The following is a 19,471-nucleotide window of genomic DNA, read 5'->3' as shown; positions in this document are numbered from 1 at the left end:
CGACAACGGATCAATCCGAACAACTGTTGGAATTATCGTGCTTGACCGCCCACTCGCCGCAGCGACATTTTCCCCGGAACGCTGACATGAGGAAACGACCATGCGCGTAGGCGTGCCCGCCGAGATCAAACCGGACGAGTACCGGGTCGGGCTCACGCCCACCGCCGTCCGCGAATACGTGGCCCGGGGACATCAGGTCCTCGTCGAATCCGGCGCCGGGCTGGGCGCCGGCTACAATGACGAGGCCTACCGGCGGGCCGGCGCCCAGATCGCGCCCGACGCGGCCGCGGTCTTCCGGGACTCCGATCTGATCATCAAGGTCAAGGAGCCCCAGAAGGTCGAATGGGAGCGGCTGGAGCCGCGCCACATCCTGTTCACCTACCTGCACCTGGCGCCCGACCCCGCCCAGACGGAGGGCCTGCTGAAATCGGGTTGCGCGGCGATCGCCTACGAGACCGTGACCGACGCGCGGGGCGGTCTGCCGCTGCTGGCGCCGATGTCGGAAGTCGCCGGCCGCATCGCCGTGTTCTCCGCCGCCGAGACCCTGCTCAAGCACAACGGCGGCATGGGCCTGCTGCTCTGCGGCGTGCCGGGCGTGCCGCCGGCGCGCGTGGCCGTGCTCGGCGGCGGCGTGGTCGGCATGAACGCCGCCCGCATGGCCATGGGCCTGAACGCCGAGGTCGTGGTGTTGGAACGGTCGATCCCGCGCATGCGCGAGCTGGACGACATCTTCATGGGCCGCGTCCTGACCCGCTACTCGACGCTCGACGCGGTCGAGGAGGAGATCCTCAAGGCCGACGTGGTCATCGGAGCGGTCCTTACCGCCGGCGCCGCCGCGCCGAAGCTGGTCAAACGCGAGCACCTGTCGCGCATGAAGCCGGGCTCGGTCCTGGTGGACGTCTCGATCGACCAGGGCGGCTGTTTCGAGACCAGCCATCCGACGACCCACGCCGAGCCGACCTATGTCGTCGACGGCGTCGTCCATTACTGCGTGGCCAACATGCCGGGCGCGGCGCCGCGCACCTCGTCCGAGGCGCTGGGCCACGCGACCCTGCCGTTCGGTCTGGCGCTGGCCGACAACGACTTGAAGGCGCTGGAGAAGGACCCGCACCTGGCCAAGGGGCTGAACGTGCTGAAGGGCGAGCTCACCCACCCGGCGGTCGCCGAGGCCCTGGGCAAGCCCTGGGCCGATCCGTTCCACGTCTGGGGGAAATAGCCCTCAGCGGGCCAGCTCCTCCTCGATCCAGGCGATCCGCGCCTTCTGCAACACGATCGACAGCTCGACCCGCCGCCGCTCCACCTTGTCGAGCCGCGAAAGGTAGTCCGCCAGGAACGCCAGCTCCTGGTTCAGCGCCGCCAACGCCTCGGTCAGGGCGGCTTGGCGACGATCAGCGTCGAGGAAGTCCCACATGCCGGACCGCAGGCGGAAGGGATCGAGCCCGACGCTGATCGCCCGACGTGCATCGCAAATCCAGTCCGCCAGCCGAGCGACGCCCTCGGCCGTCAGCGCCAGGAGGCTGGTCTTGCGACCGGATGTCGTGGGCCGAGCCTCGATCAGACCGGCCGCGGTCAGCCGACGGATCGCCGGGTAGACCGCGCCGGCGCTGCCGCTCCATTCCAGCGACGGCGAGACCTGGAAGGCGCGCCGCACCTTGAACGCGGTCGTGGCGTTGCGGTGGTGGATCTCCGACAGCACCGCGCCTTCCAGTTCCGTGAGCTCCCCGCCCGGAGATTTCATCTTGCACCCTGCATTCCAAATAGTACGATTAGTATCATTGTTGGCAAGTCGCCGAGACCGACCAGATGATCATGGCCAGGCCGTCCCTGCTCCTCATCCCCGCCGTCGCCGCGATCGGCGGCGCCTTGGCGCTCGGCGCGGCCTGGGCGGGCGGCGGGCTTCTTCCATGGCCGGAGCAGTCCCGGGCGGAAGCCGTCATTCCCCTCTACCAGTCATCGAAACGCGTCCTGGTGATGATGCGGATCGGGGATCATCCGCCGGCTCCGGTGGTCTTTGATACAGGCACCAACGACAACATCCTCGACACGACCTACGCCGCAAAGTTCGGTCTCCCCCGCCTCGGCCCCTCGACCTCGATCGACACCTCGGGCCAGCCCGTCCCCGGCTACCATACCCGTCTCGCCGATGTCCGGCTGGGCGGCGTTCCGGTCGCCGACGGTCCGGCCAATGTCTTCGACTATGACAACACCGACGAGATCGGCATCTTCGGTCCCAACAGCTTCCCAGAAAAGCTGACGGTGCTCGACCTGCGCAAGTCCGAGCTCCGCATCCTGCCGAAGAGCGCGATCAAGACCATGGACGGCCCCGGCGCGCCCTATCTTGGCGGCGCCGCCACGGGCCTCCCGGCCCTGCCGGTCTCGCTTCCCGGACTGACGGTCCAGGCCATCCTCGACACCGGCAGCGATTCGGAGCTGCTGCTTCCGCTGGAGCTGGCCGCGAAGCTGCCCCTGTCCGGCAAGCTGGAAAAGAACGGCCGGGTCGTTTCGGCCGGCAGCAGCCAACCGATATTCGAGGGCCGGATCGCGGGCGACGTGCAGGTCGGGCCGATCACCCTGCACAATCCCCTCGTCAGGTTCATTCCGAAGGGGCATCCCAACATCGGCCTGCCGGTGCTGCGACGGATGACGCTGGCCTTCGATCCCGTCGACGGCCGCACCTGGGTAGTCGACGGCGGCGTCCGCTAGCCGATGGGCGCACGATTGGCCCCGGCCGGCTTGCGCGCGTTCGAGACGCCTGTTCAACTCGCCGCCTGAATCAGGCCGCTCCACCGGCCTGCGAGGGACCATGTCAGGCGCCGCCAGAGAACTGCCTCCGCCCTTCGGCGGCCTCGCGCCGAACCGCGAATGCGGCGACTGCGTCGTCTGCTGCTACACCCTGAACATCGATACGCCGGAGCTTCGGAAGCCCGCCGACTCCCTGTGTCCGCACTGCACGCGCAAGGCCTGCGGGATCTACGAGACCCGACCCAACGTCTGTCGGGGATGGTTCTGCCTCTGGCGTCGCATCGGGGCCATGCCGGAAAGCGCGCGACCCGATCGCTGCGGCGTGGTTTTCTCGATCGACAGCAACAGGCCCGCCCCATCGCTCTATGAGCACGTCTACATCGTCGGGCGGGCGATCAACGCCCCCTCCGACTTCGACCACCCCGTCGCCAGCCAAGCGATCGACATGTTCATCCGCAGCGGAGGGTTGCCCGTCTGGCTGAGCTGGGCCGGACAGAAGCAGCTCGTGTATCCGACGCCGGCGCAGGACGTCGCCATCAGCAGCCCGGAGGGCGCGGCGAACCCCGACCTGGCCGCATGGGCCCAGGGGTGGCTGAAGGCCTACAAGTTGATGTCGGTCGCCTACACAGGCGGTTTCGGCGGAACCTAGGCCGCGGCGTAGCTGGCCAGATCGATGCCGCCGCCGACGAGGTCGAGGACATCCTCCAGACCGAAATCGGGGTCCGCTGGATGAAGGGCCGCATAGACCGAACGCGCGAACGCCAGGTCCGCGGCGGTCTTCACCCGCCAGTCGAAACCGGACAGGTCGCGCGGATGCCGGAAACTGGCCTGCCGAAAGCGATCGGGTCGGGATCGGATAGCCGCCGTGGGCGACACCCGGGCGAGAGTCTCGCGAGGCTCCGCTGCAACTTCGGCCAAGGCGCTCATCGTCACCACCTCGACCTCCAGGCCCGCCGGGTAGCTGGCCGGCTCGCGATTGGAGACGTAGGCGGCTCCGGTGGTCCAGGCCAGTCGGACGGCCTCGTCGACCAGCCGGCCGTCGACGAACGGCGCGTCGCCCTTGATCCGCACCACGTGGCTGACCGGGCCGGCCGACAGGGCGCAGCGCGTGAACCGGTCGAGCAGATCGGTGGGCGCGCCGCGAAACACGGCCTGGCCCTGCGACACCAGCCAGCCGGCCAGCGGATCGTCGGAGGCCTCGCAGCTGGTCGCGACGACCACCTTGGCCCCGCAGCGGGCGCCGCGAAGACGCTCCAGCTGCCGCCAGATCATCGGTTGCCCGTGCAACGAGGCCAGGGCTTTCCCGGGGAGACGCTTGGAGCCCATCCGGGCCTGGACGATCGTGAGGATCATGACGCAACGCTCCTTCTGAGCCGGCGGTCGCTTCCTAGGCGGCGGCCCAGCGGTGAGGGTCGAGGGCCGTCGGGTCGTCGATCGCCATCTCGTCCCAGTCGAGGTCCGGCGGCGGACTCGAGGCGGCGGCGATCACGGCCGACAGTTCGGCGGCGCCGGCCACATTGACCAGCACGGCGCTGGCTTCAGGCCGGGACAGGGCGAAGCCGAGCGCCGCCTGCAGCGGATCGCTGCGGCCCTCGGCGATCAGGCGGCGAGCGCGCGACAGCCCCCGCGAAGCCCCCTTGAGATTGTTCGGCAGACGATCCAACGGCAGGAACAGCAGGCCGTTCAGGAAGATCGAGCGCATCTGCACCTCGACCCCCATGCCGGCGATCCGCTCCAGGGTGCCGTCGGCCAGCATGCGCTGATCCAGCAGCGAGGCCGGCGCCTGGATCAGGTCAGGCTTGAAGCGCTTCACCACCCCGACCGGATCATCGGTGGCGTGCAGGGCGATGCCGATCTTCTTGACCAGGCCGGAGTCGCGCAGACGCAGCAGACGGTCCCACATGGCGGGGCCGTGCGGGCTGAACAGGTCCGCGGCCAGCGGTGCGACGATGGCGTCGGCGCCCTCCACCGCGATGCGGGCGAGGCTGGCGCGGGCCTCCGCCTCGACGAAGTCCGGCCCGCGGTCGGGCCGCGCGGCGTTGAGCGTCAGACGGAACGGTACGGGCCGCGGCATCATTTCGCCCAGCAGAACTTCCGAACGGCCATGCGCGCCGGAGACGTCGAACACGCCCAGGCCGGCGCGAGCGGCGATCGTCAGCACCTCGCGCACCTCGACCTCGGGCGGACGGCCGCGCGCCTGGCTCGATCCGCCGGGAACGAACTGGGACGACCCCAGGCCGAGCTTGGACAGCAACGGGTTCATGCGAGTCCTTCTGGACGGGCGTCGAAGGCGAAGGCGCCGCGGCGGATACGTTCCGGCGGGCGGGCCTGATCGACCATCAACGGCAGGATACGGACGTAGGCGGCGATCAGCCGGGCCAGTTCGGCCTCGTCGTGCGCCGCGCTGATCGCGTGCGGCCCGATGATGCTGAGGCCCCGCGCCGCCATCTCGCGCAGCCACAGTCCCTCGAGCCAGGGCGCGCCAAACAACGGCGCCGGCAGAGATGGATCGCCGGACATGCGGAAGCAGCGCGTCGCGCCGGCGGCTTCGGCCAGCCGCGTGACCTCGGCCATCAGTTCGGCGCCGAGCACGCCAATATGCTGGGCGACCGGGGCGACGGCCAGGTGGGTCAGCGTCGCCGCCGCAGCCGCCAGGGCCTCGGGACGCGGCGGCGCGAGATCGTCTTCGGACAAGGCGGCGATAAGGTCCGAACGCCCGGCGATCGCGCCGATCGGACGGCCATTGGCGATCTGGGCGCCGAACACGGCCAGATCGGGCGTGACGCCCGACAGGGCCTGGACGCCGCCCTCATGGACGCGAAAGCCGGACGCGCCTTCGTCGAAGATCAGCACCGCGCCGGTCGCGTCGGCGTCCTCGCGGATCCGTTTCAGCTCAGCGGGCCGCATGCCCAAGGGGTCAACCACGACAGCCGCCAGGTCTCCGGCCCCGCCGAACGGCCCGACGGAGGCTTCCCATACGGCGGCGCGGCGACGGCCCGTGGCCCGACGCGCGGCGTCGATCGCCGCCGGCAGGGCCTGGCTTTCCTCGGCGGTGAAACAGATGCCCGGCGCCCCCGGCAGCAGATCGGCCAGGGCGGCGCGTACGTCGGCTTCCGCGGGCGGACCAGCGTCGATGGCCGCTTCGACGCCCGGATGCCCATGCCCCAGGATGGCCGCGCCGCCGGCCATGTCGAAATCGATCCGCTCGCCCCCATCGGCGTCCCACAGGCGGCAGCCGAAGGCGCGCGGCTTGACGCACCCTTTCGGAGCCGACGGCGGAACGATGAAGGCGGCGCGACCCATCGGGTTTCCTGCGCTTGTGGTGAAGGTCGGGATAACCATGGCCCGGAGAAGCTTAAGGAAGCGGTATCGAGACCGTTGTGCGGTCGCTAATCTGACGCGATGGACGAGCCCCTGCCTGATTGGCCGATCTACGGCCTGGCCGACGACCAGAGGTCGGCTCTGCGGAACGTTCTGGCCGGCGGCGCGCCCGCGGTCCTCGCCACGATCGCGGCGCTCGACGGCGGCGGCCCCCGGCCTGTCGGCACCCAGATGGTGTTCGGATCCGATCTGGCGTCGGGCTTCCTCTCCGGCGGCTGCGTCGAGGGCGACGTCGCCGGGCATGCCCGCGCCTGCCGCGCCGACGGCGAGCCGCGGCGTCTGATCTACGGCGCCGGCAGCCCATGGCCCGACATCCGGCTGCTGTGCGGCGCCCGGATCGAGATCCTGCTCGAGCGCATCGCGCCGGACGACCCGGCGACCGCCGAGCTGTTTCGACGCCTGGACGCACGCCGCCCGGCGATCTGGGCCAGCGACGGACGCCGTCGAACCTGCGGCGACCAGGCTCCGGCTTGGCCCCGCGCCGTCGTCGTGCGCCACGATCCGGTCTGGCGGCTGGTCGTGCTGGGGGGCGACCCGACCGCGCTCGCAACAGCCCAGCTGGGCGCCCAGTCGGGGTTCGAGACCCGGCTGGTCCGCCCGAGAGGCCCCGCGACCTCGCCGCCCTTGGTCGGCGTCTCCTACGATCGCCAGGACCCCGGACCGGCGCTGGCCGGCCTCGACGCCTGGACGGCGGTGGCGGTATGCGGACATGACATCGAGCTGGATCACGCCGCGCTGGTCGCCGCCCTGCCCTCGCCAGCGCCTTATGTCGGCTTGCTGGGCGCCCGCCGACGGATGCCTGAACGGCTCGAACGCCTGCGTGTCGCCGGCCTGTCAGAGCGCGACCTCGCCCGCCTCCGCGCTCCCATCGGCCTCGACCTGGGCGGCAAGGCGCCCTGGGAGGTGGCGGTATCGGTCATCGCCGAGATCATGGCCGTGCGCCATGCCCAGCCGGTCGTCGCGGGGCCGGCTCGACTGGCCGCGGAGCTCTAGCGCGGGAGGCCGCGACCGCGCGCCCAATCAAGCACCGCATCCGCCGCCTCCTCCCATCCAGGCGCGGCGATCAGCAGCTGGACGATGGTTCATGTCGGATCCCCGGTCATGCGTGCGCCGGATCCTCATCCGCCCAGGGAGACCCCCAGACGCCGCCCGCGAAACTGCAATTCGACCATGGTCATCACCACGTCATACGGTCGGCGGCCTTCAGGCTGAGCATAGCCGGCCCCCGCGTCGACGTGGATAGCCGCGGGTTCGAGGGGAGCTAGCTTGCGGCCTCGCCGCGCTTCCAGCCCCCTGACGCGCCGCCCGTCTTGGTCTCGAGGCGGACGGCGTCGATGGTCATGCCTTTGTCGGCGGCCTTGAGCATGTCGTAGATGGTCAGGCAGGCGACGGCGACGGCGGTCAGGGCCTCCATCTCCACGCCGGTCGGGCCGGTGGTCTTGACCCGGGCGGTCACGGCCAGGCCCTCGTCGTGCGGCTCGACGACCACCTCGACCTTCGACAGGGCCAGGGGATGGCATAGGGGAATCAGGTCGCTGGTCCGCTTGGCCGCCATGACGCCGGCGATCTCGGCCGTCGCCCGGACGTCGCCCTTCTTCGCCTGTCCGCCCAGGGCCAGATCGCGCGTCGCCGCGTCCATGCGAACGAGGCCGGTCGCGACCGCCTCGCGCGCCGTCGCCGGCTTGTCGGAGACGTCGACCATCCGCGCCCTGCCAGCCTCGTCGATGTGGGTGAGCCGGCTCACTTTTCGAGAAGCCTCGGCATCAGCTCGACCATGTTGCAGGGCTTGTGACGGCTGTCGAGCTGGGCCGAGATGACCTTGTCCCAACCGTCCTTCACCGCCCCGTTCGAGCCGGGCAGGCAGAAGATGAAGACGCCCTTGATGATCCCGGCCAGGGCGCGGGACTGAAGCGTCGAGAGGCCGACCGTCTGGTAGCTGACGAGGTGGAAGATCACCGAAAAGCCGTCGATCTCCTTGTCCAGCAGCGGGCGAACGGCTTCGGGCGTCACGTCGCGGCCGGTGATGCCGGTGCCGCCGGTGGTTACGATCACGTCCACCCCGCCCGAGGCGACCCAGGCGTTGATCTGAACCCGAATGGCGTCGACGTCATCGGGAACCAGCCGCTTCTCGGCCAGCTCGTGGCCCGCCGCCCTCGCCCGCTCGGCCAGGATGTGGCCGGAGGTGTCGCTCTCCTCGTCGCGAGTGTCGGAGATGGTCAGCACGGCCACCCGGACCGGCGTCAGAGGCAGGCTCTCGTCGATCTTGCCGCCGATCGGAAAAGGCGAGGTCATGGCGTCTCCCAGCGTTCGAGGTCGGTCCTATCGCGCGCGGTCGGCTCGATCCAGCGGGCGCCGTCGGGGCCATGGCTCTTCTTCCAGAAGGGCGCTCGGCTCTTGAGGTAGTCCATCAGGTAGTCGCAGGCCTCGAAGGCCTCGCGGCGATGGCCTGCGGCCGTGGCGACGAAGACGATCGGCTCCCCCGGCGCGATCCGGCCCACGCGATGAGTGACCTGCCAGCCCAGCAGGCCGAACCGTTCGACGGCCGCGACGGCGATCTTGGCGATCTCGACATCGGTGAGGCCGGGATAGGCCTCCAGTTCCAGAACTTCGGTCGAACCGCCCTCCGCCCTGACCAGTCCGGTGAAGCTGGCCACCGCGCCCGCTTCCGACCGACCGGCGCAGAAGGCGCTCAACAAGACCCCGGGGTCGAAGGGCTCGGACTGCAGGACGACGCCCATCTCAGCCTCCGCTCATCGGCGGCATGAAGGCGACTTCCGATCCGGCGGCCAGAGCCGCTTCGCCCCGCACGATCACCCGGTCGACCGCGACCTGGACGCCGGGCCCCGCCAGGGCCTCCGCCAGGGCGAGGTCGTCCGCCAGGGCGACGCGGATGTCCCCGAGACGGTCGCCTTCGATCACCCGCTCACGCCAGCCGGCGACGTCGGCGAGGCGTCCGAACAACAGCACCCGCGCCACCTCAGCCTCCGGTCGTCGACATATGGCGCGTCACGGCCGGGGCCTCGCCGCGCCCGATATGGAAGTCATGGCCCTTCGGCTTGGCGTCGATCGCCAGGCGGATGGCGTCGGCCAGATCGGCGTCGCTTCCGCCGGCCCGCAGCACCGCGCGCAGGTCGGCGGCGTCCTCGCGCCCCAGGCAGCTGTGCAGCGTGCCGGTGCAGGTCAGGCGGACACGGTTGCAAGCCTCGCAGAAGTTGTGGCTGAGCGGGGTGATGAAGCCCAGCCGCCCGCCGGTCTCCTCGACCCGGACATAGCGCGCCGGTCCGCCGGTGTTCAGCGGCAGGTCCGTCAGGGTCCAGTAGCTGGCGAGGGTCCGCCGGACCTCGGCCAGGGACAGGAACTGGTCGGTGCGGTCGGCCTCGACCTCGCCCAGAGGCATGGTCTCGATCAGGGTCATGTCCAGGCCCCGGCCATGCGCCCACTGGATCAGGTCGGGTATCTCGGCGGCGTTGTCGTCGCGCAGGGCGACGGCGTTGATCTTCAGAGACAAACCGGCCGCTTGGGCGGCCTCGACCCCCGCCAGCACCTTGGCCAGGTCGCCGCCGCGCGTCAGGCGTCGGAACAGGTCCGGCTTCAACGTGTCCAGCGAGACGTTGATCCGGCGGACGCCCAGCCGCGCCAGATCCTCGGCGAACGCCGCCAATCGCGTGCCGTTGGTCGTCAGGGTGATCTCGTCAAGGCCGCCCGACTTCAGATGCCGTGAGAGGTCTTCGACCAAAGTCATGAACCCCTTGCGCATCAGGGGTTCGCCGCCGGTCAGCCGCAGCTTGCGGACGCCCAGTCCGACGAAGGCGGAGGCGATCCGTTCCAGCTCCTCGAGCGTCAGCACCTCGGCCTTGGGCAGGAAGGTCATGTGCTCCGACATGCAGTAAACGCAGCGCAGGTCGCAGCGGTCGGTGACCGAAACCCGCAGGTAGGTCACCTCGCGACCGAAGCCGTCGATCAGTTTCGACCGTGGCGTCGGGGCCGGACTGGAGGCATACGCTCGCATCAGGACCACAACATAGGCCGGGGGACGGTTTGGCGACAGGGGTTCGAAAACTCGACGCGATCGTTCTGGCCGCCGGCGCCGGACGCCGGTTCGGCGGAAGCAAGCTGTCGACCGACCTAGGCGGAGGTCCTTTGCTGGACGGGGCCCTGGCCGCAGCCTTCGCGGCGCCCGTGCGAACGGTGACGGTGGTCTGGGGCGCCGACGGCCGCGTGCTGGAAGTGGCGAGCCGCTGGGCCAGCCGAAACCGCCAGGTCGAGCGCCTGCGGCTGGTCCACGCCGCCGACCATGCCGAGGGCATGGCCGCCTCCCTGCGAGCGGGCGTCGCGGCGTTGCCGCCGCGCAGCGCCGGGGTGTTCGTGTTCCTGGGCGACATGCCGCGCGTGCCGCACGATCTCGCCGCTCGCCTGGCCCAGACATTGGACACGGCCGCCTGGGCCGCGGCGCCTCAATGCGGCGGCGTGCGCGGACATCCCGTCCTGTTCACGGCCAAACTCTATCCGACCCTGGCCTCGCAGACCGGCGATCGCGGCGCCGGCCGCCTGCTCGCCGCCCTGGGCGACGATCTGGCCCTTGTGGAGACCAGAGACGACGGCGTCCTGTTCGACGTCGACGAGCGGCCCTAGACCGGCTCGCAGGCGATGACCCAGTCGTGGCCGGCGCGCAGGCCGCCGTCGCGGCGACAAAGCGCCAGCCCTTCCGCGCGCAGGGCCCCGATCCGGACCTCCAGGGCCGCCGCCAGTTCGGCGTCGCCGATCTTCGGCAATCGGCGGAGGGCCATGTCCAGCTGGCTGTTCACCCAGCGCTCGCGATAGCGGTTGGCGAAGCGCCGCGCCGACAGCACGCGAAAGCCCGATCGTTCCAGCGCCGCCACCGTCCACTCAGCCGGATACTCGCGGTAGGGCGTCTCGTCGGCCAGAAGCAGGCAGCTGTCTCGCAGTCGACCGATCGCCCGCGTCATCGCCGCCGCCTCATCCGGGATCTCGCCGACGACATAGGGATCCAGGCCGACGACATAGAGGCGCCGCCCGACCAGGGGCCGCAACCGCGCGAACAGGTCGCCCTGGAAGTAGGGCGAGAACCCCTCGACCGCGCCGAGCAGATAGTCCGCCAGCACCGTGTCGAACCGTTCGCCGCGCAGCAGGCCCGGATCGGTCCAGTTGCCGACGATCAGCTGGTCCTGCGGCCGCAACCGGTCGCCGACGGCGTCACGCACCTGGGCGGCGTGGCCCGAGGACCCGGTCACCCCGACCCAGCGCGATACTCCGAGCCCGGTGCTCCAGAGGCTGGAGTTCACCCCTGTCCCGGCGTCGAGGAAATCGTCCCAAGGCGCTCCGGCCTGGAGGGCTTCGACATGCCGGAAGAGGGCCGAGACCATTCTGTTCCTCGATACGATTGTGAATCGTTATGTTATAACATAATAGCTTCCCGTCATTCCAAATCGGGGAGCCCGCGATGCCCATCAGATCACTTCTTCTCGGCGCGGCCAGCCTTTCTGCGCTGGCGACCGGCGCCATGGCCGACGACAACGCGGACGCGGCGGCCCAGGTCGACGCTGTCATCGTGACCGCCGACCCTTTGCGTCGGGACGACGCCGACATCGTCGCCAGCGTGTCGGTGCTGCGCGGCGACGCGCTGGTCCAGAAACGCCAGTCCACCCTCGGCGAAACCCTAAGCGGCCTGCCGGGCGTGAACTCGGACACCTTCGGCGGCGGCGCGAGTCGTCCGGTGATCCGCGGCCAGACCGCGCCGCGCGTGAAGGTGCTGAGCGACGGCGCCGGCCTGATCGACGCCTCCGAGGTCTCTCCGGACCACGCCGTGTCCGGCGAGCCGCTGCTGCTCGAGGGCGTCGAGGTCCTGCGCGGCCCCAGCGCCCTGCTCTACGGCGGCGGCGCCATCGGCGGGGCGGTGAACCTGATCGACCGCAAGATCCCGACCGCTATCCCCGAGAGCGTCGGCGAAGGCGCGGCCGAGGTCCGCTTCGGCACTGCCGATCGCGAACAGTCCGGCGTCATCGGCTTGACCGCCGGCGCCGGAAACCTGGCGGCGCGGATCGAACTCGCCGGCCGTCGTACGCGGGACTACGAGATCCCGGACTCCAAGGAGAGCCGCCTGGCCGGCTCCTTCAACAACACCTCGACCGCGACCGTCGGCCTCTCCTGGATCGGCTCGCGCGGCTATCTCGGCGCGGCCTATACCGAGCAGCGCAGCGACTACGGTCTGCCCGGCCACAGCCACGAGTACGAGGACTGCCACCCGCACGGCTCCAGCCTGCACTGCGGCGGCCACGATCACGGCGACGATGATCACGATCATGACCACGACCATGAACACGGCGCGGCGCCGACCGTGGACCTGCTCAGCCGGCGCATCGATCTGCGCGGCGAACTGAGCGACCCGCTGCCGGGCGTCGCCCGCCTTCGCTTCCGCGGCGGCTACACCGACTATCGCCATCACGAGCTGGACGAAGGCGAGATCGACACGACCTTCACGAACGAGGGCTACGATGCCCGGGTCGAGGTCGAGCATCAGCCGATCGCCGGCTTCCGGGGCGTGGTCGGCGTCCAGGTCTCGCGCAGCGACTTCGCGGCGGTCGGGAAGGAATCCTTCCTGGTTCCCAGCCGCACGACCAACAACGCCCTGTTCTTGCTCGAGACCTTCAAGACCGGCGACTGGTCGTTCGAGGGCTCGCTGCGCCAGGAGTGGCAGGAAACGACGGCCCGGAGCAAACCGGACACGGACCACCAGCCCTTCTCCGCCGCGCTCTCGGCCGGCTGGACCTTCGCTCCGGGCTATGTCGCCTCGGTGTCGATCGCCCGATCCCAGCGCGCGCCCTCGGCCCAGGAACTCTACGCCCGCGGCATCCACCTGGCGACCAACACCTACGAGCTGGGCGACGCCAAGCTGGATGTCGAGACCTCAAAGTCGATCGAGCTGTCGTTGCGCAAGACCGAGGGCCCGACGACCTTCTCGGCCAGCCTCTATCGCTACGTCTACGACGGCTACATCTTCGCCAACACCCTGGACCGGTTCGAGGACTTCCGGCTGATCCGCTACACCCAGGCGGACGCGACCTTCACCGGCGTCGAGGGCGAGGTGCGCCATCAGTTCACCCCGGCCGTCTCGGCGGCGGTGTTCGGCGACTATGTCCGGGCGGAACTGGACGGCGACCGCGGCGACCTGCCCCGCATCCCGGCCGGACGGCTGGGCGTGCGCGGCGACTTCGCCCAGGGCCCCTGGTCGGGCGGGCTGGAGTACATCCACGTCTTCGACCAGGATCGGATCGCCGCCTTCGAGAAGGCGACGCCGGGCTACGACATGGTCAACGCCACCCTGGCCTATGACTTCAAGGTCGCCAACTTCGACAGCCAACTGTTCCTGCGCGGGACCAACCTGCTCGACGAGCTGGCGCTCAACCACGCCTCGTTCATCGGCCACGTCGCCCCTCTGCGTGGCCGAAACCTGGTGCTCGGTCTTCGGACGAGCTTCTAGGTGGGAGGGCCGGGGCGGCCCCCAAACGCCCCGGCCCTCGTCCCTGTCAGACAGCCTGCCGCACGAACGGCAGGCGCAGGACGGCCGGCTTGCCGGCGGCCAGCATGGCGTTGGCCACCGCCGGCGCGATCACCGGGGTTCCGGGCTCGCCCACCCCGCTCGGCGCGTTGCCGGACGGGACGACGTGGGTCTCCACCACCGGCGCCTCGTTGATCCGCAGCACGCGGTAGCTGTCGAAGTTGCTCTGCTCGACCGCGCCGTCCTTCAGCGTCACCTCGCCGTACAGCGCCGCCGACAGGCCGTAGCAGATCCCGCCCTCCATCTGGGCGGCGATCTGGTCCGGCGAGACGGCCACGCCGCAGTCGATGGCGGTGACCACCTTCACGACCCGGGGCTCGGCCCCCTCGGCCAGGGCCACGTCGGCGACCTGGGCGACCACCGAGCCGAACGACTCATGGACGGCGATTCCGCGGGACGCGCCCGCCGGCGCCGCGCCGGCCTTCTCGACCGCCAGGTCCATCGCCGCCAGATGCCGCTTGGCGCCGGCCTTCTCGTAGAGCGCCCGACGGTAGGCGACCGGATCCTTGCCGGCCTTGCGGGCCAGCTGGTCGATGGTGTGCTCCATCACGTAGGCGGTGTGGGTCGCCCCCACCGACCGCCACCAGAGCACTGGCACGCCGGCCTCGGGCAGAGCGACCTGGGCGTCCACGACCGGCGTCGCCTTCAGGTAGGGCGACCCCTTGGCCCCCTCGACCGCCGTCTCGTCCAGTTCGCCCATCGGCATGGGCGAACCCTTCATGATCGACTGGGTCACGATCCGATGCCGCCAGGCCGCCGGATAACCGTCCTTGTCGAGGGTCACCTTCACCGCATGGTGGACGATCGGCCGGAAGTAGCCGGCGTGCATGTCGTCCTCGCGGGTCCAGACCAGCTTCACCGGCCGGCCCTTGCCCGCCTTCTTGGCGATGTGGACGCATTCGACCACGTAGTCGGACTGGAAGGTCGCCCGCCGCCCGAACGAGCCCCCCGCGAACAGGGTCTCGATCTCGATCGACCCCGGCAGGGCAGTGACGATCTTGGCCGTGTTGAGCTGGTCCACCGTCGGGATCTGCGAGGCGAAGGTCAGCCTGGTCTTGCCGTCCTTGATCTGGGCCGCGCAGTTCATCGGCTCCATGGTCGCATGGGCCAGGTAGGGGAAGTCGTAGGCCAGCTCGACCGTCTCGCCCTCGACCTTGGCGGCGGCGTCGCCCTTCGAGTCGAAAGGCGTCCACTTCAGATCGGTCGGGCCCTTGCCCGCGGCGATGTCGCGGAACTCGGCCATCAGCTGCTCCGAGCCGCGCTTTTCGGCCTCGGTCTCGTCCCATTCGACCTTCAGGGCGTCGCGACCCTGGCGCGCAGCCCAGGTGTTGTCGGCCAGCACGGCCACGCCGCTCGGAATCTCGACCACGTCGATGACCCCGGCCACCTTCTTGGCCTCGGTCGCGTCGAAGCTCTTCACCTTGGCGCCGAAACGCGGCGCATGGGCGACCATGGCGGTGATCAGGTCCTCGGCCTTCACGTCGATCGTGAAGCGCGCCTCGCCGGTGCTCTTGGCCCGGCTGTCCTTGCGCCGCACCCGGTCGGTGCCGATCAGGGTGAAGGTCTTGGGGTCCTTCAGCGTCGGGCTTTCGGGCGGAGTGATCTTGGCGGCGTCAGGCAGCAGCTCGGCGAAGGTCGCGCTCTTGCCGCCGCCGCTGACGATGCTGTCCTTGACGGTGATCTGGTCGGCCGGGACGCTCCACTTGGCGGCCGCGGCCTGAACGAACATCGCCCGGGCGCCGGCGCCGGCCTTGCGCAGCTGCTCCCAGCTGTTGGAGATCGCCGTCGAGCCGCCGGTGCCCTGCACGCCCATGCCGAGGTTGGCGTAGACCTTGGCGATGGCGGGAGCCTGCTCGACCTTCACCTTCGCCCAGTCGGCGTCCAGCTCCTCGGCGACGATGGCGGCGAGGCCGGCGTGGTTGCCCTGGCCGAACTCGATGTGCTTCGAGATCACCGTGACCGCGCCGTCCTCCGCGATCTTGATGAAGGGTCCGAAGGCGCCGAACTCGGTCTTGGCGCCGACGCTGAGCAGTTCGCCCACCGAACAGCCGACCAGCAGGCTGGAGCCGGCCATCACGGCGCCGACGACCAGCACGTCGCGGCGGGAAGGCCCCTGAGGAGCGTCGAGCTTCACATGCGCGTTCATGACGATCCCCTCCCTAGGCCTTGACCGGCGTGGGCGCCGGGGTCGCCGCGGCGTCCTTGATGGCCGCGCGGATGCGCTGATAGGTCCCGCAGCGGCAGATGTTTCCGGCCATGGCCGCATCGATGTCGGCGTCGTTGGGCTTGGGCTTCTCGGCCAGCAGGGCCGCGGCGCTCATGATCTGGCCCGACTGGCAGTAGCCGCACTGCGGCACGTCCGCCCTGACCCAGGCCTCCTGCAGCGGATGCGTTCCGCCCAGCCCCTCGATCGTCGTGATCGCCACGCCGGCCAACGCCCCGATAGGCGTCGAGCAGGACCGGATCGGCTGGCCGTCCGCGTGCACGGTGCAGGCGCCGCACTGGGCGATCCCGCAACCGTACTTCGTGCCGGTAAGCGAAAGCTCGTCCCGCAGGACCCAGAGCAGCGGCGTGTCCTCCGCCGCCGTCACGTTCACAGACTTGCCGTTGACCTGAAGCGCGATGGGCATGGCGGCTCCTCGATGGCGTTTCATCTTCGCCGGCCGGACCGGCGACCCTGCCCCATCTTAACGTTGTTAAGCGCCTTGGGCGGCCAGTGAAATCTTCGGCTTCGCGTTTAGGCTTCTCAGGCGCCGCGTCCGTGCGCCGCTGGAGACCCGTCATGCGCCTGATCCTCGCCATGCTCGTCGCTTCCGCCCTCGCCGCTCCGGCCGTCGCCCAGGACGGGCAGGCGCTGTCAACGCCCAGTGCAAGAGCTGCCACACGGTGACCGGCAAAAGTTCCCCGATGGGCCCGACGTTGAAGGGCGTGACCGGGCGGAAGGCCGCCTCGGCGCCGGACTACACAATACTCCGCCGGCCTGACGAAGAAGGGCGGGACCTGGACCGACGCGACGCTCGACGCCTATCTGACGGCCCCGGCGACCTACGCCCCCGGGCACGAAAAATGTTTCAACCGTGTGGCGCAACCGCAGGCGCGGAAGGCGATCATCGGCTACCTGAAGACTCAGAAGTAGGAATCGCCATGCGCCGCATCCTCGCCATCGCCGCGATCACGGGCCTCGGGCTCGCCGCCGCCGGCTGCGCCACGGTCCAGCCGCGCCCGGGACCAACAGCGGCCCGCTCGCCTATCGCTGCGACGGCGGCAAGCGGTTCACCGCGGCCTGGAACCAGCCCGGCGACAAGGTGAAGGTCACCGCCGGCGGCGTGACCAAGTCGCTGCCCCGCCCGCTCGGCCAGCGGCGCCCGCTACGCCGCCGGCGCCTACGAGATCTGGGGCAAGGGCGAGACGGCGATGCTGTCCGGCTTCCCGGGCGGTCCCTACAGCAACTGCCGGGAGGGCTGACCGGGTTTGGACGCGTTTCCCGCCTTCTTCCCGCTGGCCGGGCGCAAGGTCGTCGTCGCCGGAACCGGCGAGGCGGCCGAGGCCAAGGCGCGGCTGTTCGACGGCTCGCCCGCGACCCTGGTCCGGCTGGAGGGCCCCGACGCCTTCCTGCCCGGCGCCTACGCCGGCGCCAGCCTGGCCTTCATCGCCGGCGACGAACTGTTCGCCCAGGCCGCCGCCGCCGCCGCCCGCGCCGCCCGGGTGCTGGTCAACGTGGTCGACAAGCCGGCGCTGTCCGACTTCCACACCCCCGCCGTGATCGACCGCGGCGAGGTGGTAGCGGCGGTAGGCACGGCCGGCTCGGCGCCGATGCTGGCCTCGCTGCTGCGCAACGCCATCGAATCGCGGGTGCCGGAAGGCTCCGGCCGGGTCGCCGCGCTGCTGCGCCGCCACCAGGACGCCGTCCGCGCCGCCATCCCCGACCTGCCCCTGCGCCGCAGCTTCCTGCGCGACGCCCTGTCCAGCCCAGCCGCCGAGGCCGCCATGGCCGGCGAGGTCGACAAGGCTGACCGGCTGTTCGTCGAAAGCCTGGACGCCTTCGGGAGCGGCGAGGCGCCGGGCGGTCGCGTCCGCTTCGTGGCCGGCCGCGGCCCCGCCGACCTGATCACCCTGCGCGCCGGCCGGGTCCTGGCCGAGACGGATGTGTTGGTCGTTCCCGAGGGCGTCGAGCCCGGCATCCTGGCCATGGCCCGGCGCGACGCCGGCCGCCTGACAGAGGCCGAGGCCACGCCCGAAGCGCTGATCGCGCTGGTCCGGGGGGGCCGGCAAGTGGTCAGGCTGGTCGTCGCCCCGCCCAGTCCCGAAGACCTCAGAGCCCTGGTCGAGGCCGGGATCGAGGTCGAGGTCCTGCTGGCCGCGCCCGGCACGTGACCCTGCTGACCCCCGACGACCTGGCCGCGGTCCTGCTGTCGCTGAAGGTGTCGGCGGCGGCCACGGTCTTCTCCCTGCCGGTCGCCTTCGGGGTCGCCCTGCTGCTCGCGCGGGGCCGCTTCGTGGGCCGGTCGCTGCTCGACGGCCTGGTGCATCTGCCGCTGGTCCTGCCGCCGGTGGCGACCGGCTACGTCCTGTTGCTGCTGTTCGGCCGGACCGGCCCGATCGGCGAGCCGCTGTCGAAGATCGGCGTCGTCTTCGCTTTCGACTGGACCGGCGCCGCCCTGGCCGCGGCGGTGATGGCCTTCCCGCTGATGGTCCGCCCGATCCGCCTGGCCATCGAGGCCATCGATCCGGAGGTCGAGGAGGTCGCCCTCACCCTCGGCGCGCGCGCGTTGAGGCGGACGATCCGGGTGACCCTGCCGCTGGCGGCGCCGGGGATCGTCGCGGGGGTGATCATGGGTTTCGCCAAGGCGCTGGGCGAGTTCGGAGCCACCATCACCTTCGCCGCCGCGATCCCGGGCGAGACCCTGACCCTGCCCACCGCGATCTACCAGGCGGTCCAGATTCCAGGCGCGGAGCAGCGGGCGATGATCCTGTGCGGCGTCGCCACCGCCATCGCCTTCGTCGCCGTTCTGGCGTCCAACGCGGTCGGCCGCGCCGTCGAGCGCCGCACGCGGGGCGGCTAGGCCGCGCTCGCCACCGACTCGACCACGTGCGCGCGATAGAGGACCGCCAGCAGGTCGGTCTGGGTGATCACGCCCACCAGTCTCTGGGCTTCGTCCACGACCATCGCCTCATGCGCCGCGCCGCTGGACAGGATCGGCAGCAGCGCCTCGATGGCGGTCGAGGGCTGGACGCGGCGGACCAACGGATCGAGCAGCGCCCCGACCGGCCGGCCGAGCCCGGCCACCAGCTCGGCACGGCGGACCATCCCGACCACCCGTCCCAGGCCGTCGATCACGGGAGCCGTACGCAGGTCGTGAGCGCGCAGGAAGGCCAGAGCCGTCTCGGCGGACTGGTCGGCGTCCACCGCCTTCACGTCCGTCGACATCACGTCGCCACAGCGGATCCGCGAATGGATGCGGCGATGCGCCTGCAGTTCGACCTGGCGGAACAGAGCGTCGAGATCGTCGCGGCCGATGTCCAGCAACTCGCCGTACTGGGCCAGGGCGCGGTCGAGGTCGGCGGGCGTGAACCCGACCCGCTCGGATGGCGGCCGGTCGGTCGTGGCGTGAACGTTCGCCGGCGGGGCGACGCGGTGCGGATACGACCGGCCGGACACCTTCGCGTAGAGCATGGCCGCTGCGACGAGCAGCAGCGAGCAGAGCCCGACGAGACCGACGGTGTCCGGCAGGGCGGCGGGCCGGCGGCCGGCGCCGCCAGCGCTGCGCCCAA

At 70.6% G+C, this 19,471-nt stretch carries 22 protein-coding genes and 1 pseudogene; 10 read left to right on the top strand and 13 right to left on the bottom strand.

The genetic code is table 11. The annotated features are described in order from the left end of the window. Positions 1-100: 100 nt before the first annotated feature. Positions 101-1,216: an alanine dehydrogenase gene (gene ald / locus CSW64_RS01155; RefSeq protein WP_099620368.1), complete on the top strand. Its 1,116-nt coding sequence runs from the start codon at positions 101-103 to the stop codon at positions 1,214-1,216. 3 nt (positions 1,217-1,219) lie between these two features. Here ald and CSW64_RS01150 read toward each other — a convergent pair whose 3' ends face one another. Continuing rightward, complete coding sequence (locus tag CSW64_RS01150; RefSeq protein WP_099620367.1) at positions 1,220-1,738, bottom strand: PadR family transcriptional regulator; 519 nt, start codon at positions 1,736-1,738, stop codon at positions 1,220-1,222. Positions 1,739-1,809: 71 nt separating this feature from the next. Between CSW64_RS01150 and CSW64_RS01145 the strand changes: the two genes are divergently transcribed. Further along, positions 1,810-2,703, top strand: coding sequence for a retropepsin-like aspartic protease (locus CSW64_RS01145; protein ID WP_172448414.1), 894 nt, complete (start codon positions 1,810-1,812; stop codon positions 2,701-2,703). A 100-nt stretch (positions 2,704-2,803) separates the two neighbouring features. Beyond that, positions 2,804-3,391: a hypothetical protein gene (locus CSW64_RS01140; protein ID WP_099620365.1), complete on the top strand. Its 588-nt coding sequence runs from the start codon at positions 2,804-2,806 to the stop codon at positions 3,389-3,391. Here the strand turns inward: CSW64_RS01140 and CSW64_RS01135 are convergent. The 3 genes from CSW64_RS01135 to CSW64_RS01125 are packed head-to-tail and all read right to left on the bottom strand — an operon-like array spanning position 3,388 to position 6,045. Further along, positions 3,388-4,095 (bottom strand): glycosyltransferase family protein, encoded by a 708-nt coding sequence (locus CSW64_RS01135; RefSeq protein WP_099620364.1) that lies wholly within the window; start codon positions 4,093-4,095, stop codon positions 3,388-3,390. The two genes, CSW64_RS01140 and CSW64_RS01135, sit on opposite strands and share 4 nt — an antisense overlap. Before the next feature lie 34 nt (positions 4,096-4,129). Beyond that, the gene (locus CSW64_RS01130; RefSeq protein WP_099620363.1) at positions 4,130-5,005 is read right to left on the bottom strand and encodes a bifunctional regulator KidO; all 876 of its coding nucleotides are present in this window, start codon (positions 5,003-5,005) and stop codon (positions 4,130-4,132) included. Next, a complete protein-coding gene (locus CSW64_RS01125; RefSeq protein ID WP_172448413.1) occupies positions 5,002-6,045 on the bottom strand; it encodes an aminotransferase class III-fold pyridoxal phosphate-dependent enzyme in 1,044 nt (347 codons plus the stop codon). The genes CSW64_RS01130 and CSW64_RS01125 overlap by 4 nt, the downstream gene beginning before the upstream one ends. Positions 6,046-6,144: 99 nt before the next feature. Between CSW64_RS01125 and CSW64_RS01120 the strand changes: the two genes are divergently transcribed. Further along, the gene (locus CSW64_RS01120) at positions 6,145-7,116 is read left to right on the top strand and encodes an XdhC family protein (protein WP_099620361.1); all 972 of its coding nucleotides are present in this window, start codon (positions 6,145-6,147) and stop codon (positions 7,114-7,116) included. A 268-nt stretch (positions 7,117-7,384) separates the two neighbouring features. Here CSW64_RS01120 and moaC read toward each other — a convergent pair whose 3' ends face one another. From moaC to moaA, 5 genes are read right to left on the bottom strand one after another with little or no spacing between them, the layout of a single operon-like run. Then, entirely contained in the window at positions 7,385-7,867 is a 483-nt protein-coding gene (moaC, locus tag CSW64_RS01115) for a cyclic pyranopterin monophosphate synthase MoaC (RefSeq protein ID WP_099620360.1), read from the bottom strand. After that, the gene (gene moaB, locus CSW64_RS01110) at positions 7,864-8,415 is read right to left on the bottom strand and encodes a molybdenum cofactor biosynthesis protein B (protein ID WP_099620359.1); all 552 of its coding nucleotides are present in this window, start codon (positions 8,413-8,415) and stop codon (positions 7,864-7,866) included. The genes moaC and moaB overlap by 4 nt, the downstream gene beginning before the upstream one ends. Beyond that, entirely contained in the window at positions 8,412-8,861 is a 450-nt protein-coding gene (locus tag CSW64_RS01105; RefSeq protein WP_099620358.1) for a molybdenum cofactor biosynthesis protein MoaE, read from the bottom strand. The genes moaB and CSW64_RS01105 overlap by 4 nt, the downstream gene beginning before the upstream one ends. Position 8,862: 1 nt before the next feature. Continuing rightward, positions 8,863-9,099, bottom strand: a complete 237-nt coding sequence (locus CSW64_RS01100) for a MoaD/ThiS family protein (protein WP_099620357.1) — start codon at positions 9,097-9,099, stop codon at positions 8,863-8,865. A gap of 1 nt (position 9,100) precedes the next feature. Next, on the bottom strand, positions 9,101-10,132 hold the full coding sequence (gene moaA, locus CSW64_RS01095; RefSeq protein ID WP_099624067.1) for a GTP 3',8-cyclase MoaA: 1,032 nt from the start codon (positions 10,130-10,132) through the stop codon (positions 9,101-9,103). Between the two features lie 29 nt (positions 10,133-10,161). On the opposite strand from moaA, the gene CSW64_RS01090 reads away from it, so the two are divergent. Further along, entirely contained in the window at positions 10,162-10,755 is a 594-nt protein-coding gene (locus CSW64_RS01090; RefSeq protein WP_099620356.1) for a nucleotidyltransferase family protein, read from the top strand. Here CSW64_RS01090 and CSW64_RS01085 read toward each other — a convergent pair. Beyond that, positions 10,752-11,507: a hypothetical protein gene (locus tag CSW64_RS01085; RefSeq protein ID WP_099620355.1), complete on the bottom strand. Its 756-nt coding sequence runs from the start codon at positions 11,505-11,507 to the stop codon at positions 10,752-10,754. The two genes, CSW64_RS01090 and CSW64_RS01085, sit on opposite strands and share 4 nt — an antisense overlap. Positions 11,508-11,584: 77 nt before the next feature. Here CSW64_RS01085 and CSW64_RS01080 point away from each other — a divergent pair, with 77 nt between their 5' ends. Next, positions 11,585-13,621 (top strand): TonB-dependent receptor domain-containing protein, encoded by a 2,037-nt coding sequence (locus CSW64_RS01080; protein ID WP_099620354.1) that lies wholly within the window; start codon positions 11,585-11,587, stop codon positions 13,619-13,621. Between the two features lie 46 nt (positions 13,622-13,667). Here the strand turns inward: CSW64_RS01080 and CSW64_RS01075 are convergent, their stop codons facing one another. Continuing rightward, the gene (locus CSW64_RS01075; protein WP_099620353.1) at positions 13,668-15,845 is read right to left on the bottom strand and encodes a xanthine dehydrogenase family protein molybdopterin-binding subunit; all 2,178 of its coding nucleotides are present in this window, start codon (positions 15,843-15,845) and stop codon (positions 13,668-13,670) included. Between the two features lie 13 nt (positions 15,846-15,858). Then, positions 15,859-16,329 carry a (2Fe-2S)-binding protein gene (locus tag CSW64_RS01070; protein ID WP_099620352.1) on the bottom strand — a complete coding sequence of 157 codons (471 nt, stop codon included), beginning with the start codon at positions 16,327-16,329 and terminating at the stop codon, positions 15,859-15,861. Positions 16,330-16,420: 91 nt separating this feature from the next. On the opposite strand from CSW64_RS01070, the gene CSW64_RS22440 reads away from it, so the two are divergent. The 4 genes and pseudogenes from CSW64_RS22440 (at position 16,421) to modB (ending at position 18,762) form a co-directional block, all read left to right on the top strand. After that, complete coding sequence (locus CSW64_RS22440; RefSeq protein ID WP_425430384.1) at positions 16,421-17,008, top strand: c-type cytochrome; 588 nt, start codon at positions 16,421-16,423, stop codon at positions 17,006-17,008. A gap of 48 nt (positions 17,009-17,056) precedes the next feature. Next, positions 17,057-17,164, top strand: a pseudogene (locus CSW64_RS22215) (MliC family protein); the annotation flags it as partial. Positions 17,165-17,170: 6 nt separating this feature from the next. Then, the gene (locus CSW64_RS01060; protein WP_099620351.1) at positions 17,171-18,073 is read left to right on the top strand and encodes an NAD(P)-dependent oxidoreductase; all 903 of its coding nucleotides are present in this window, start codon (positions 17,171-17,173) and stop codon (positions 18,071-18,073) included. Beyond that, a complete protein-coding gene (gene modB, locus CSW64_RS01055) occupies positions 18,070-18,762 on the top strand; it encodes a molybdate ABC transporter permease subunit (RefSeq protein WP_099620350.1) in 693 nt (230 codons plus the stop codon). Before CSW64_RS01060 ends, modB begins: the two co-directional genes overlap by 4 nt. Here modB and CSW64_RS22210 read toward each other — a convergent pair. Beyond that, entirely contained in the window at positions 18,759-19,373 is a 615-nt protein-coding gene (locus CSW64_RS22210) for a CBS domain-containing protein (protein WP_245863795.1), read from the bottom strand. The genes modB and CSW64_RS22210 overlap by 4 nt on opposite strands. Positions 19,374-19,471 lie beyond the last annotated feature (98 nt).

Origin of the sequence: Caulobacter mirabilis (assembly GCF_002749615.1) — a bacterium.
GTDB lineage: Bacteria > Pseudomonadota > Alphaproteobacteria > Caulobacterales > Caulobacteraceae > Caulobacter > Caulobacter mirabilis.
Note: the sequence above shows the minus strand (reverse complement) of the source record. Positions and strands in the feature narration are given on the sequence as shown.